This window comes from Bifidobacterium choerinum (genome assembly GCF_000741135.1).
GTDB classification, from domain to species: Bacteria; Actinomycetota; Actinomycetes; order Actinomycetales; family Bifidobacteriaceae; genus Bifidobacterium; species Bifidobacterium choerinum.
In genome coordinates this window covers 458,742-472,967 of the sequence record NZ_JGYU01000002.1, presented here as the reverse complement: position 1 = coordinate 472,967, position 14,226 = coordinate 458,742, and the positions used below count along the sequence as shown (strand labels likewise).

General features: G+C 68.0%; 9 protein-coding genes and 1 pseudogene. 7 read left to right on the top strand and 3 right to left on the bottom strand.

Translation table 11 applies throughout. The features are described from left to right. Positions 1-101: 101 nt before the first annotated feature. From hisD to priA, 6 genes and pseudogenes are all read left to right on the top strand, one after another. Positions 102-1,502 carry a histidinol dehydrogenase gene (hisD, locus tag BCHO_RS02925; protein WP_033491412.1) on the top strand — a complete coding sequence of 467 codons (1,401 nt, stop codon included), beginning with the start codon at positions 102-104 and terminating at the stop codon, positions 1,500-1,502. Next, entirely contained in the window at positions 1,499-2,680 is a 1,182-nt protein-coding gene (locus BCHO_RS02920; RefSeq protein ID WP_024540655.1) for a histidinol-phosphate transaminase, read from the top strand. Before hisD ends, BCHO_RS02920 begins: the two co-directional genes overlap by 4 nt. Positions 2,681-2,746: 66 nt before the next feature. After that, the gene (gene hisB / locus BCHO_RS02915) at positions 2,747-3,346 is read left to right on the top strand and encodes an imidazoleglycerol-phosphate dehydratase HisB (RefSeq protein ID WP_024540654.1); all 600 of its coding nucleotides are present in this window, start codon (positions 2,747-2,749) and stop codon (positions 3,344-3,346) included. Then, positions 3,346-4,047, top strand: coding sequence for a hypothetical protein (locus BCHO_RS02910; RefSeq protein ID WP_024540653.1), 702 nt, complete (start codon positions 3,346-3,348; stop codon positions 4,045-4,047). The genes hisB and BCHO_RS02910 overlap by 1 nt, the downstream gene beginning before the upstream one ends. 53 nt (positions 4,048-4,100) lie before the next feature. After that, positions 4,101-4,748 (top strand): imidazole glycerol phosphate synthase subunit HisH, encoded by a 648-nt coding sequence (hisH, locus tag BCHO_RS02905; RefSeq protein ID WP_024540652.1) that lies wholly within the window; start codon positions 4,101-4,103, stop codon positions 4,746-4,748. A gap of 69 nt (positions 4,749-4,817) precedes the next feature. Continuing rightward, a pseudogene (gene priA, locus BCHO_RS02900) lies at positions 4,818-5,550 on the top strand (bifunctional 1-(5-phosphoribosyl)-5-((5-phosphoribosylamino)methylideneamino)imidazole-4-carboxamide isomerase/phosphoribosylanthranilate isomerase PriA). A gap of 85 nt (positions 5,551-5,635) precedes the next feature. Here priA and BCHO_RS02895 read toward each other — a convergent pair. Beyond that, positions 5,636-7,093 carry a DUF2252 domain-containing protein gene (locus BCHO_RS02895; protein ID WP_420306366.1) on the bottom strand — a complete coding sequence of 486 codons (1,458 nt, stop codon included), beginning with the start codon at positions 7,091-7,093 and terminating at the stop codon, positions 5,636-5,638. A 182-nt stretch (positions 7,094-7,275) separates the two neighbouring features. Between BCHO_RS02895 and glnA the strand changes: the two genes are divergently transcribed. After that, the gene (gene glnA, locus BCHO_RS02890; protein WP_024540649.1) at positions 7,276-8,613 is read left to right on the top strand and encodes a type I glutamate--ammonia ligase; all 1,338 of its coding nucleotides are present in this window, start codon (positions 7,276-7,278) and stop codon (positions 8,611-8,613) included. A gap of 188 nt (positions 8,614-8,801) precedes the next feature. Here the strand turns inward: glnA and BCHO_RS02885 are convergent, their stop codons facing one another. Together BCHO_RS02885 and hrpA are read right to left on the bottom strand one after the other, a co-directional pair. After that, a complete protein-coding gene (locus tag BCHO_RS02885) occupies positions 8,802-9,617 on the bottom strand; it encodes a hypothetical protein (RefSeq protein ID WP_024540648.1) in 816 nt (271 codons plus the stop codon). 418 nt (positions 9,618-10,035) lie between these two features. Then, entirely contained in the window at positions 10,036-14,073 is a 4,038-nt protein-coding gene (gene hrpA / locus BCHO_RS02880; protein ID WP_024540647.1) for an ATP-dependent RNA helicase HrpA, read from the bottom strand. Positions 14,074-14,226 lie beyond the last annotated feature (153 nt).

Sequence of the window (14,226 nt, the reverse complement as noted above, 5' to 3'; positions counted from 1 at the left end):
CCGCCGCCTTCCGCGGGCGGCGGCGGGAACGGTAGTCACATCGTGAGACATGGCGGCGCGCGAATCATGCTCGTGACAGGCCGTTGTTACGATAGTGGCTTATGAGCGAAGAAAACTACATGCGCATCATTGATCTGCGCGGAAAAGAACTCAACCGTGCCCAGATGCTCGAGGCGATGCCGCGTGCCGAGATGGGCACCGACGAGGCCACCGAGCTCGTCCAGCCGATCCTCGACAACGTCAAGGCGCACGGGGCGAAGGCGCTGCGCGAATACGCCGAGAAGTTCGACCACGTCGTACCGAAGTCGCTGCGCGTGCCGACCGACGTCATGGATGCCGCCGTCGCCGAGCTCGACCCCGAAGTGCGCGCCGCGATCGAGGAGTCGATCCGTCGTGCCCGCGCCGTCGCGAAGAACCAGGTCCCCGAGGACTTCCACACCGACCTCGCCGACGGCGCCCGCGTCGCCGAACGCTGGATCCCGGTGCAGCGCGTCGGCCTGTACGTGCCCGGCGGCAAGGCCGTCTACCCGAGCTCGGTCATCATGAACGCCGTCCCGGCGCAGGCCGCCGGCGTCGAATCGCTCGCGATCGCGACGCCGCCGAACCGCAACGATCCGGACGGTTGGCCGAACAAGACGATCCTCGCGACCTGCGCGATGCTCGGCGTCGACGAGGTCTACGCGGTCGGCGGCGCCCAGGCGATCGCGATGTTCGCGTACGGCGCGACCGACGTCGACGACCCGACGAATCCGGTGCTGTGCGAGCCGGTCGACAAGATCACCGGCCCGGGCAACATCTTCGTCGCCACGGCCAAGCGTCTCGTCTCCGGCATCGTCGGCATCGACGCCGTCGCCGGCCCGACCGAGATCGCGATCATCGCCGACAAGGACGCGAACCCCGAATGGGTCGCCGCCGACCTCATCGGCCAGGCTGAGCACGACGAGCTCGCCGGCTCCGTGCTCATCACCGACAGCCCCGAGCTCGCCGACGCCGTGCAGGCCTCGCTGCTCAGGCGCGTGCCGCGCACCGAGCACGCCGAACGCGTCGCCACGTCGCTTTCCGGCCGCCAGTCCGGCATCATCCTGACCGATTCGCTCGACCAGTCGATCGACGCCGCGAACGCCTACGCCGCCGAACACCTCGAAGTGCAGACCGCCGACCCGGACGCCGTCATCGCGAGGATCCGCAACGCCGGCGCGATCTTCCGCGGCCCATATTCGCCGGTGCCGCTCGGCGACTACATGTCCGGTTCGAACCATGTGCTGCCGACCTCCGGCACGGCGCGCTTCGCCGCCGGCCTCGGCGTGCACACCTTCATGAAGCCGGTCGAGGTCATCGAATACGACGAGCAGGGCCTCAAGGAGCTCGCCTCGCGCGTCAACGCCTTCGCCGTCTCCGAGGACCTGCCGGCGCACGGCGAAAGCGTGCTGAGCCGTTTCGTCGCCGATCCGTATGACAAGACGACGCTCAAGGACCAGGAGAAGGAGGCGGGCCTTCGATGAGCGAGGGGACGATCCCTGCGAGCCTGCCGCTGCGCAACGACCTGATCGGCGAGGAACCCTACGGCGCCCCGCAGCTCGACGTGCCGGTGTGCCTCAACGTCAACGAGAACCCGTATCCGCCGAGCCACGCCGTCGTGCGCAGCATCGAGAAGCGCGTGCGCGAGGCGGCCGCCGACCTCAACCGCTATCCCGACCGTGAGCACAAGGAGCTGCGGCAGGCCTTCGTCGACTATCTGGCGAAGGAGTCGCAGGCCGAGCTGACGACCGACGAGGTGTGGGGTGCGAACGGCTCGAACGAGATCATGCTGCAGCTGTTCCAGGCCTTCGGCGGCCCGGGACGCAACGCGCTCGGCTGCGACCCGACCTATTCGATGTACCCGGAGTACGCGCGCGACACGTTCACGACGTGGAACACGGCGCCGCGCCGCGCCGACTTCACACTCGACGTCGACGCGACGATCGCTGCGATCGACGCGCTCGAACCGTCGATGGTCGTGCTGACGAGCCCGAACAACCCGACCGGCACGCCGCTGCCGATGCCCGACCTCGAGCGCATCCTCGACCACTGCCAGAACGCGCGCGTCGCCGGTGCCGCCGACGGCGTGCACCCGATCGTCGTCGTCGACGAGGCCTACATCGAGTTCCGCGACCCGGGCATGCCGTCGGCGACGACGCTCGTCGGCACCTACGCGAACCTCGCCGTGAGCCGCACGATGAGCAAGGCCTTCGCCTTCGCCGGCGCGCGCGTCGGCTACATCGCCGCGAACAAGGGCATCATCGACTGCCTGCGCATCGTGCGCATGCCGTACCATCTGTCCGCCGTCACACAGGCCGCAGCCCTCGCGGGCTTCGACCACACCGACGAGCAGCTGTCGCAGGTCGGCCATCTGCGCGCCACGCGCGAGGCGACGGCCGCATGGCTCAAAGAGCAGACCTACGCCGGCAAGCCGGTCGAGGTGGCGCCGTCGCAGTCGAACTTCCTGATGTTCGGCGGCCATTTCGACGACCGCGGCGCGATCTTCGACGAGATGCTCAAGCGCGGCGTGCTCATCCGCGTCGTCGGCCCCGAAGGCTGGATGCGCGTGTGCATGGGCACCGACGAGGAGATGAAGGTCTTCCGCAAGGCCCTCGTCGAATCGATGCGCGTCGTCGAGACGCGCGCGGCGGCACGGCAGTGACCGTCCGCCAGACAGACAGCATCGACAACATCAACAGCACAGAATACAGGCAGGAGGAACGCGACGATGGCACGTACCGCGACGATCGTGCGTGAAACGAGCGAATCGAGGGTCGAACTGAGCCTCGACCTCGACGGCACCGGCAAGACCGAGATCAACACGTCGGTGCCGTTCTACAACCATATGATGACGGCGCTCGGCAAGCACTCGCTCATCGATCTGAGGATCGACGCGCACGGCGACACCGACATCGACGCGCACCACACCGTCGAGGACACGGCGATCGTCTTCGGCGAGGCGCTCAAGCAGGCGCTCGGCGACAAGCGCGGCATCCGCCGCTTCGCTGACGCGACGGTGCCGCTCGACGAGGCGCTCGCGAAGGCCGTCGTCGATGTCTCCGGACGCCCGTACTGCGTGTGCACCGGCGAGCCGGAGGGCTTCCAGTACGCGATGATCGGCGGCCACTTCACCGGCTCGCTCGTGCGCCACGTCATGGAGTCGATCGCGTTCCACGCCGACATCTGCCTGCATCTGCAGCTCATCGCCGGCCGTGACCCGCACCACATCGCCGAAGCCGAGTTCAAGGCCTTCGCGCGCGCGCTGCGCTTCGCGATTGAGCCGGACCCGCGCGTCGACGGCATCCCGAGCACGAAGGGCGCGCTGTGATGGCCGCGGACGATGGCAAGGCCAAGGACGGCGACGGCTTCGACCCCGACGACGCCCACTTCGACGACGCCGACCTCGAGGCCGCGCTCGAAGGATTCGAAAAGGAGTTCGCCGACGCCGAAACGCACGCCGGCGCCGCGCAGCCGCACACGGACGGCGACGCCGGCGACGGCATTCTCGGCGCCGACTTCGAGGACGAGCTGCAGGGCATCCTCGGCAACAAGGCGAAATGCGCGGTGCTGTGCTCGCATCTGGCGAGCGCCGAGCTCTTCGCCGCGATCTGCCGCCTCGCCGACGTCGATGCGCTGTGCGTCGACGACAGCTACGGCGCCGTCGCGATCCTGCGTGACCTTGAAGGCAACGCGCCGGAGACGGCCGCCCACGACCTGACGACCGTCATCTCCGGCATGGACGCGCTGCTCGTCGTCAACCGCGCCGACAAGATCGAGGCGTCCGTCTACGCGGATGGCGAGGCGGTCGAGCAGATCCCGCCGCCCTTCGTGTTCCCGACGCTCGCGCCCTTCGTCGAGGACTACATGATCGGCCTCGTCGACGTCGCCGGCATCGAGGCGCAGGCCGGCGAGACCGTCGACACGGCGTCTATCGCGACGAAACGGGACGCCGAACGGCGCATCCGCTCCTTCATGCGCGCCCATCCGATGCCGTCCGACGACGGCGACGGCGACGGCGGACGGCGCTGAGCGCGGCATCCACGAACAAGAACATCCGAACAGCGGAAGGCAGACAAATCAACATGAAGACGGTGGTCGTTTTCGATTACGGATTCGGCAACGTGCGCTCGATGGTGCGTGCGCTCGCCGACCAGGGGCTCGACGTGACGCTGACCTCGAACTACCGGCAGGCGCTCGAGGCGGACGGCCTCGTCGTGCCCGGTGTCGGCGCGTTCGGCGCATGCATGGAGGGACTGCGCAAGGTCAGCGGCGACCGTGTCATCTACGACCGGCTGCGCGCCGAACGCCCGGTGCTCGGCGTGTGCGTCGGCGAGCAGATCATGTTCGAGGAGGGCGACGAGCACGGCGAGGAGAGCGAGGGCCTCGGCCTGATCGGCGGCTCCGTCACGAAGATCGACGCCGACGTCGTGCCGCATATGGGCTGGGACACCGTCGACGCGCCGGTCGACTCGATCCTGCTCGACGGCATCGAGGACGAACGTTTCTACTACGTGCACTCCTACGCGGCGCACGAGGTGCGTCCGGTCGACACGAGCGAATACATGATCGACTTCGCCGACAGCCCCGAACGCGTCGCCTGGTGCGACTACGGCCGCGACCGCTTCGTCGCCGCCTACGAGCACGGCCCGCTGTTCGTCACGCAGTTCCATCCCGAGAAGTCGGCGCAGGCCGGCGCCAAGCTGCTGCGCAACTGGGCGGCCGTGCTGTGACCTGACGGCCCCGCGCCGACCATCATCCCCGACAACCATCCGACCAATCGATTCGAAGGAAGCAAACCCATGCCATTGACCCTTCTTCCCGCCGTCGACGTGCGCGACGGCAAGGCCGTGCGCCTGCGTCAGGGCGAATCCGGATCCGAGACTGACTACGGCTCGCCGCTCGAGGCCGCCCGCACCTGGGTGGACGCCGGCGCGCAGTGGATCCATCTCGTCGACCTCGACGCCGCCTTCGGCACCGGCGACAACCGCGCGCAGCTGCGCGCGATCGTCCACGAGCTCGGCGACCGCGTCAACATCGAGATGTCCGGCGGCGTGCGCGACGACGACTCGCTGCGCGCCGCGCTCGACGCCGGCGCGCGCGCGCGTCAACATCGGCACGGCCGCGCTCGAGAACCCCGACTGGACGGCACGCGTCATCGCCGAGTTCGGCGACCGCGTCGCCGTCGGCCTCGACGTGCGCGGCCACACGCTCGCCGCGCGCGGCTGGGTCAAGGAGGGCGGCGACCTCTTCGAGACGATGAAGTTCCTCGACGACGCCGGCTGCTCGCGCTACGTCGTCACCGACGTGACACGCGACGGCATGATGAGCGGCCCGAACATCGACCTGCTGCGCGAGGTCGGCGGACGCACCGACGCGAAGGTGACCGCCTCGGGCGGCATCGCCAGGCTCGACGACCTGCGCGCGATCGCCGCGCTCGCCGACTGTGGCGTCGACTCGGCGATCCTCGGCAAGTCGCTCTACGCTGGTGCTTTCACGCTTCAGGAGGCGCTCGCCGTCGCGAACGGCGAGTGACGCGAAGCCATATGCAGGCGTCGGCGGCCGGCTGCGGGGGATCGTTTCCGCAGCCGGCCGCCGACGCTTATATATATGTACGACGTCAGTCCTTCGCGCAGGGCAGCTCGCCGTCCTTGATCATCTGCTTGAAGACGCGGTAGTCCTCCTCGTTCTGGTCGGCGTAGGAGTCGGCGAAGCTCGTCATCGCGACGTCGAAGGCGTCGGTGCCGCCCAGATAGTTCGCGATCGCGATGCTGTCGCCGCTGCGCGCGTGCGCGTGCGCGAGGCACCACGCGCACATGCGGCCGAGGTCGTTCAGTGACACGGCGTTCAGATGGTTGATGTCGATCGAACCCTTGCCGTTCCACAGCTGGCGCACATAGTAGTCGCGCGGGTTGCCGTCGTTGGCGACGAACTTCGTCCAGCCGAGCATGATGTCGGCCGTCGTCTGGATCAGCTTCTGGCCCTGCACGACGCGCTCGCCGTGCGACGGGTAGCGCGAGCGGCCGACGAAACGCTCGAGTACGGAATCGGTGGCCTCCTTCATCTGCAGCATCAGCGGATCGTCGATGTCGCGGCCGGTGAGCACCGACACCCACGCGCGCGTGCCGACCGAACCGACGCCGACGACCTTGCGCGCCGTGTCCTGGTAGTGGTACTGGCTGAGCACATGGCGGCGGTCCTCGTACAGCGAATCGTGGTAGGACGCGAACAGCTGGTCGAGGCGCTGCTGCAGCGCGTCGATGTCGTCGTAGCCTTCGAGTTCGTTGATCGGCACGAGCTCGGGCGGCATCGAACGGAATCGCAGACGGTCGCCGTCGAGATAGGTGAGTTTCGCCGTCGCGCTCGCCGAATCCTTCGACTTCGCCTTCATGACGGCCGCGCGCAATGTGCGGTTGCGTTTGCCGTGCGCCGACGACTCGAACTGGTCGAGCGTGTTCTCGATGTCGAGATGGTCGTACCACATGTCGAGGTAGCGCATCTTCGAGAACTGGTCGATGTAGTCGCGGTAGGTCTTCACACAGTCGCGCACCGCCTTGTGGCGGTCCTTCGAATAGATGTCGTTCGCGCGTCCGCAGATCTCGATGGAGACGGCGAGGCGTTTGATGTCCCACTCCCACGGTCCGGTCGTCGTCTCGTCGAAGTCGTTGATGTCGAAGACGAGATGCATCGTCGGCGAATAGAAGATGCCGAAGTTGCCGATGTGCGCGTCGCCGACGGCCTGCACAGGGATGCCGGTGACCGGCGTGCGCGCGAGGTCGTTCGCCATGATGAGCGCGGTGCCGCGGTAGAACGTGAACGCCGAATCGCTCATCCGGTGGTAGCGCAGCGGGATGAGGCTGCGCAGACGCGTCTTCGACTGCTCCTCGAGCAGACCGATGACGTCGCGCCGTCCCTTGACGACCTTCCACACGGCGTGCGCGTCGAGCGGCGCCTTCTGGCGCGCCTCGATGCCGGCGCGCGCACGCGAGCGCGGCGTCGGCGACTGCCGCCATGTGGTGATGTCGACGACCGGGTCGTCGGGGCTGGATACGACGATGTTTCCGTTCATATGCGTCATACCCGCAACGATAGCGCGCAGGCGCGCCGCCGGGCGCGCGGCGACCATGCGACGCGTCGGTGGCGGGGGAGTGAGGCGCCCACGGTGGCCGCGCCGCACATCCGCCTCGCGCCCGTCGGCGCGTCCGTCCGCCATATGATTGTTAACATCTGCCGTAACATCGGCATGGAACGATGAACGGCATGGACAAACAGCAAGAGTTCGCGCTCAGGACCGTGGAAGAGCGCGATGTACGTTTCATTCGCCTGTGGTTCACGGACGTGTTGGGAACGCTCAAATCGGTCGCGATCGCGCCTGCGGAGCTGGAGGCCGCGTTCGAGGAGGGCATCGGGTTCGACGGTTCGGCGATCGAGGGCATGACGCGCGTCTCCGAGGACGACATGATCGTCAAGCCCGATCCGAGCACCTTCCAGATCCTGCCGTGGCGCGGCGGCCCGCAGGGCACGGCGCGCATGTTCTGCGACATCCTCTCGCCGGAGGGCGAGCCGTCGCTCGCCGATCCGCGGCATGTGCTCAAGCGTGCGCTGTCGAAGGCGAAGGAGAAGGGCTTCACGTTCTATGTGCACCCGGAGATCGAGTTCTACCTGTTCGAGAAGCAGGACGACTGGTCGCTCACACCGGTGCCGATCGATCAGGGCGGCTACTTCGACCATGTGCCGCGCAGCCCCGGCATGGACTTCCGCCGCGCGACCGTGAACATGCTCGAGCAGATGGGCATCTCGGTCGAGTACTCGCACCATGAGGCAGGTCCGGGTCAGAACGAGATCGACCTGCGCTATGCGGACGCGCTGACGATCGCCGACAACATCATGACGTTCCGCACCGTCGTCAAGGAGATCTCGCTTGAACGCGGCATCCATGCGAGCTTCATGCCCAAGCCGCTCGCCGACGCGCCGGGCTCGGGCATGCACACGCATCTGAGCCTGTTCGAAGGCGACACGAACGCATTCTACGAGGCGGGCCAGGAGTTCAACATGTCGCTGACGGCGCGCCAGTTCGCCGCCGGCATCCTGCACCATGCGGCCGAGATCTGCGCGGTCACCGACCAGTTCGTCAACTCGTACAAGCGCCTGTGGGGCGGCAACGAGGCGCCGAGCTACATCTGCTGGGGCCACAACAACCGCTCCGCACTACTGCGCATCCCGCAGTACAAGCCGGGCAAGGGCAATTCGGCGCGCATCGAGTTCCGTGCGCTCGACCCGGGCGCGAACCCGTATCTGGCGTATTCGGTGCTGCTCGCCGCCGGCCTCGACGGCATCGAGAAGAAGATGCAACTCGGCGAGCCGACGAGCGACGACGTCTGGGAGCTCACCGACGCCGAACGTCAGGCGATGGGCATCCAGCCGCTGCCCGAATCGCTCGATGAGGCGCTGCGCATCATGGAGAAGTCCGATTTCGTGGCCGACGTGCTCGGCGAACACGCCTTCGAGTACTTCATCCGCAACAAGCGCAAGGAGTGGGAGGAGTACCGCAGCCAGGTGACGCCGTTCGAGCTGCGCAAGTACCTCGCGAAGCTCTGATCGACGCCCGCCGCCGATGCATTGCGGCGGTCCGTGCCGGGTCTTCTATGACCGGTCACGGACCGCCGCTTTTTGCATGCCGCTACGGCATGCTGTGCGTAAGCTCACCCAATGGAATGCCGTTTGAGCCGTCATCCGTGGTCTTCTGTGCGTGGATATACCCACATACTGCCGCCGGCGGCCGTTCACTATGCCTTTCTTGGGTCGCCGAACCAGTTCGAGTAGATGATCGAGAAGTTGCGGTTGCCGTAGGTCGAGCAGGCGTCGCCCTCGCCTGCGCCGGCGGCGAGCGCCGCGTCGTTCGGCTGGTAGGGCGTGTAGATGTACAGCAGCGCCGTCGCCTTGTTCTCGATGTACACGTTCGCGCCGCCGCACGAGACGTCCGGGCTGAAGCGGACGAAGTTGAGCCGCCCGGCGTGGAAGTCGTAGCGGTCCTCATGGTGCACGTAGTACTGGTAGCGTTCCGCCGAGCCGAAGACCTGCCTGAAGAAGCCGGCGTATTCGGGGTCGCAGTGGTCGTCGTCGGGGCAGCTCAGTCCCATCGCCGACCTGAACTGGAAGTCCTTCGGATTCGTCTCGGTGACGAGCTGCTGCTCCTTCTGCAGCATTGTGAGCAGCACCTTCGGCGAGACGTCGCAGGCCTTCGACGCCGCCGTGATGATCGCGGCCGCCGACTGTCCGTGCCTCGCGCCCGGATATTCGCGGCAATAGTCGTTCGCCGCGCGCCGCTCGACCTTGAATCGCCGCGCGCGCAGGCACGAGTCCTTCGTGCATGCGGCGCCCTGCTCGTCGAGGAAGGCCTGCACCTGCGCCTCGTCCATCGCGTCGCCGTCGAAGAACTGCTCGTCCGAGATGATGTCGCCGGGGTCGAAGTCGTAGGTCTCGGTGAGCTCGACCTGCCTCGCCTTCGCCTCGGACAGCTCGACGCGTCCGGAGACGACATGGACGACGGCGACGACGAGCGCGATCGCGACGGCGGCCGCGAGCACGCCGACCGTCGCCATCGCCACGCGTTCGACGACCGATCCGCCCTTCCAGCGCGCGGTGAGCCGCGCCAAGGAGCGCTGCGCGCGCGACAGCTGACGACGGTCGGCGATGCGCGCCGCGAAGGTGCCGGCCCGCGGCGTCCGCTTCGCCGACGGTTTCTTCGCCGGCTTCCGCCTAATCGACGTGGACTTCGCCGCGGCGGACTTCGCGGACGATTGCTTCGCCGCCGACGTCTTCTTCGCCGACGACGATTTCGCCGCGGCGCCGCCGCCCTTCGCCGCCGCCGATCCCGGCTTCGCCGGCTTCGTCCTGCGCTGCGCCGCCGGACGCGTCGATCCCGACGTCGGCTGCGACGGCCTCGTGCGCCGCGGCTTGTGCGGTCCCTGCTTCGGCGTGCCCTTCGATGCTGCCATCGTCCTTCCTTTCCGCCGCCGCTCAGCGCAGCGCCTTCGCGATGCGCTGCATGCTCACCGGCTGGTTCGTGCCGAGCTCCTGCGCCCACAGCGAGACGCAGAATTCCTCGAGCAGCCACCGTGCGCGCGTCGCCTTCGCCTGGGCCTCGTCGCGCGCGGCGCCGGCGGGCATCGCGTCCGCCTTGGCCGTCGCGTCGTCGACGAGCTGTTTCGCCTCGTCGGCCTGCCACGCCCAGCGCACGTCGCGGTTCTTGTCGGCCTTCGCCTTGTCGAGCCGCATCAGGTCGGCGCGCAGATAGACGCCGATCCTCGGCAGCGCGAGCGGCGGCGTGCGTCCGATGAACCCGGGGTTGACGAGCGTCGCGATGTGCTCGCGGATCGACTGGAGCACCGACAGCATCGGCAGGTCCGCCGGCCCGCTCACCGCCTTGTCGACCTTCGCGTACTGTTCGAGGATCGCGACGACGTCCTTCGCGACGGCGTAGACGGTGTCCTCGTAGACCTGTTCGACGCCGGCGACGGCCTGCGCAAGCGCCGCGTCGTCCTTGAGCTCGCCGATGTCCGGCAGCAGCCGCTTGACGGCGGCGCGCTGCAGGTCCTCGACGAGCTGCTTCGTGTCGTCGTAGGGCGCGGCCGCCAGGCGCAGCGCCTCGGCGCCGAGCCAGCGCGACGAGATGCGTTCTGCCGGCAGCCGCAGACGGTCGAGCGCGCCGTCCCACAGCATCTGCTCGCGCGAACGCGTCGTGGCGCCGGCGTTGCGCAGCAGGTCCGCCTGCTTGACGATCGCGCCGGCGTCGGCGGCCTGCTGGGCCTGACGCTTGACGACCTGCCGCGCCGAGACCTGCGCCTCGGCGGCGAAGCGGCGCTGCAGCTCGGCGAGCGACTTGCCGCTCGCGACGACCTTCGGCATGACGCGCTCGCGTCGCCGTCCGTGCTTCGGGCGCGGCATCGGCTGCTCGATGACGAAGGTCATGCGCAGATACGGAGGCAGCTTTGCGGCGAGATCGTCGAGGACCTCGGGATGGATCTGCGCGCCGACGACGGCGATCGCCGCCTTCGTGAACACATGGAGGAAGTCGGGCCACTGGCCGTCGGGGGCCTCGGCCGGCCGTTCGCATGTGCCGGAGCCCGGCTGCTCGGGGTAGTGCGCGCCGATCCAGTCGTCGATCTTCGCGGCCGTGTCCGGCGCGGGCACGAACTGCACGCGCAGCGTCTTCGGCAGCGCCTTGATGAGCGCGACGATGAGTTCGCGGCGCAGACCGGGCACGTTCCAGCTGAACTCCTCGGGCGAGACGCGCGACAGCGCCGTCATCGGGATGTGGACGCTGACGCCGTCGGCCTCGTCGTTCGTGTCGTAGACGTAGCTCAGTCGCAGCTCGATCGCGCGGCCGTCGGAGCCGACGGTGACCCAATGGTCGGGGAAGTCGCCCGGATCGTAGGATTCGGCGTCGAGCAGATGCTCGACCTTCGACGGGTCGAAGTCGAGCAGATGCGGATTGGTCTCGTGTTCGGCCCTCCACCATTTGCCCAGGTCGGCGACGCTCGTCACGTCCTGCGGGATCGACGCGTTGTAGAAGTCGAAGAGGTCCTCGTCGTTGACGCTCTGCGCGAGCTGGCGCGTGCGGCTCGCATCGTCCTGCGCGTCGGCGACGATCTGCCGGTTGCGCTCGACGAATCCGTCGTAGGCGAAACGCTGCTGGATCTCGCCTTCAACGAGACCCTGGCGGATCAGGAAGTCGCGCGCCTCGAGCGGGTTGATGCGCCCCCACTGCACCTGACGGCCCTGCACGATCGGCAGGCCGTAGAGCAGCACTTTCGCCTCGGCGACGGCGCTGCCGCGCGACGCCGACCAATGCGGCTGCGCGTAGGTCGTGCGCGTCAGCCCCTTGGCGAGCGGCTCGGCCCACGCCGGGTCGATCTGCGCGCTGTAGCGCGCCCACAGCCGGCTCGTCTCGACGAGTTCGGTGCTCATGACCCACGGCGGCGTCGACTTGGCGACGGCCGAGGCCGGAAACAGCGCGAAATGCGTGCCGCGCGCGCCCTGATAGTCGTTCTTCGCCATCTTCTGGGCACGTTTGAGCGCACGTGCGCGCGCGGCGCCCTTGAGGTTCGCGTAGTCGGAGGCCTTCGGCTCGCGCACGACCTGCATGCCGATCATCGACAGCAGGCCGGCGAGCATCGCGCGGTGGATGCCCTGGCCGTCCCACGAGCAGCACAGCGCATGCGCGGCCTGCTGGTTGATTGGCAGTGCGCGCACCGCCTCGTCGGGGCGTGAGACCGGGATCGGCTCGCCGACCTTGAACTTGAGCTCGCGGCACAGTTCGCGCAGCTGCGTGACGAGGTCGCGCCACTGGCGCATGCGCAGATAGTGGAGGAACTCGTGCTTGCACAGGCGGCGCAGCGCGTTGCCGCTGCGTTCGCCGTCGGCGCCGAACGCACGATCCCAGATGTTGAGCGCCGTCAGGAAGTCGCTCGTCGGGTCGGCGTAGCGGTTGTGGATGCGGTCGGCCTCCTCGCGCGCCTCCTCGGGACGTTCGCGCGGATCCTGCAGGCTCAGGAACGCGACGACGACGATGAGCGCGGCGAGCGTGTTCGGCGTCGTCGAACGCGCCGCCTCGATGAGCATGCGTCCCAGACGCACGTCGATCGGGATGCGCGCGAGCTGGCGGCCGGTGTGCGTCAGGCGGATGTCGCCGCGCGTGCGCGAGATCGCCTGCAGCTCGGTCAGCTCGTTGATGCCGTCGGAGACCGATTTCATGTCCGGCGGGTCGATGAAGCCGAAGTCGGTGATGTCGCGCGCCGTGTGCGCGACGCCGACCGACAGCATGTGCAATACGACGGCGCCGAGCGACGTGCGCAGGATCTCCGGTTCGGTGAATCGCGGGCGGCTCTCGTAGTCCTCGGCGGAATACAGGCGGATCGCGATGCCGTCGGCGATGCGGCCGCATCGGCCCGAACGCTGGTCGGCGCTCGCCTGCGAGATCGGCTCGATCGGCAGACGCTGCACCTTCGCGCTCTTCGAATAGCGAGAGATGCGCGCGAGGCCGGGGTCGACGACGTAACGGATGCCCGGCACCGTCAGCGACGTCTCGGCGACGTTCGTCGCGATGACGATGCGCTGGTGGCTGTGCGATTCGAAGACGCGATGCTGGTCCTTCGCGCTCAGGCGCGCGAACAGCGGCACGATCTCGATCGCGTCCGGGCGGCGCATGTCGGCGCAGCGCGGGCCGAAGGCATGGCGGATCGCCTGCTCATAGTCGCGGATGTCGCGCTCGCCGGCCGCGAACACGAGGATGTCGCGCGGGCCGCGGTCGTGCGCCGAGACCGTCACGAGTTCGACGCAGGCGCGCGCGACGGCGGTCGGCACGTCGGCGTCGGCGTCGCGTTCGCCGCCGGCCGCGTCCATATGGACGTCGGCGAAGCCGGGCACATGGCTCATCAGCGCCGGCGCGCCGCCGAGCGGCTCGTAGCAGATCGTTACCGGATAGGTGCGTCCGGAGACCTCGATGACCGGCACCGGCTTCTTCAGCGCGTCCTCGAAATGCTTCTGGAACTTGACCGAATCGATTGTCGCCGACGTGATGATGAGCTTGAGGTCGGGCCGTTCGGGCAGCAGCGCCGTCAGATAGCCGAGCAGGAAGTCGATGTTGAGCGTGCGCTCGTGCGCCTCGTCGATGACGATCGTGTCGTAGCGTGTGAGCTTCGGGTCGCGCTGGATCTGCGCGAGCAGGATGCCGTCGGTGACGACGCGCAGCCGCGTCTTCGGCGACGACTCGTCGGTGAAGCGCACCTGGTAGCCGACCTCGTCGCCCAGATGCACGCCAAGCTCGCTCGCGATGCGTTCGGCGACGGTGCGCGCCGCGAGACGACGCGGCTGCGTGTGCACGATCTGACGGCCGTGCGCGCCGCGGCCGAGTTCGAGCAGGATCTTCGGCAGCTGCGTCGTCTTGCCCGAGCCGGTCTGGCCGGAGACGATGACGACCTGCGCGTGGCGCACGGCTTCGGCGATCGCGTCACGCGCGCCGCTGACCGGCAGTTCTTCTGGATATGAGAATTTCATATGATGCTGTGCGTTGTGCTTTCCGTGGTACTGAATGCTGAATTACTGATGTGTTCCCGTCGGCGTATCGCCGTGGCGCCGATGCGACCGCATGGGCGGGGGAGGGCATCCGCGGCGATCCGCACGCGATGCCCCTGCGGCGTGCGGCCTCCG

Bases quoted from the DNA above. Each gene is read 5' to 3' on its own strand.
- BCHO_RS02910 (WP_024540653.1), top strand. From the start codon at position 3,346: ATGGCCGCGGACGATGGCAAGGCCAAGGACGGCGACGGCTTCGACCCC.
- BCHO_RS02885 (WP_024540648.1), bottom strand. From the start codon at position 9,617: ATGGCGACGGTCGGCGTGCTCGCGGCCGCCGTCGCGATCGCGCTCGTC.
- BCHO_RS02895 (WP_420306366.1), bottom strand. From the start codon at position 7,093: ATGACGCATATGAACGGAAACATCGTCGTATCCAGCCCCGACGACCCG.
- BCHO_RS02920 (WP_024540655.1), top strand. From the start codon at position 1,499: ATGAGCGAGGGGACGATCCCTGCGAGCCTGCCGCTGCGCAACGACCTG.
- glnA (WP_024540649.1), top strand. From the start codon at position 7,276: ATGGACAAACAGCAAGAGTTCGCGCTCAGGACCGTGGAAGAGCGCGAT.
- hisB (WP_024540654.1), top strand. From the start codon at position 2,747: ATGGCACGTACCGCGACGATCGTGCGTGAAACGAGCGAATCGAGGGTC.
- hisH (WP_024540652.1), top strand. From the start codon at position 4,101: ATGAAGACGGTGGTCGTTTTCGATTACGGATTCGGCAACGTGCGCTCG.
- hrpA (WP_024540647.1), bottom strand. From the start codon at position 14,073: ATGAAATTCTCATATCCAGAAGAACTGCCGGTCAGCGGCGCGCGTGAC.
- hisD (WP_033491412.1), top strand. From the start codon at position 102: ATGAGCGAAGAAAACTACATGCGCATCATTGATCTGCGCGGAAAAGAA.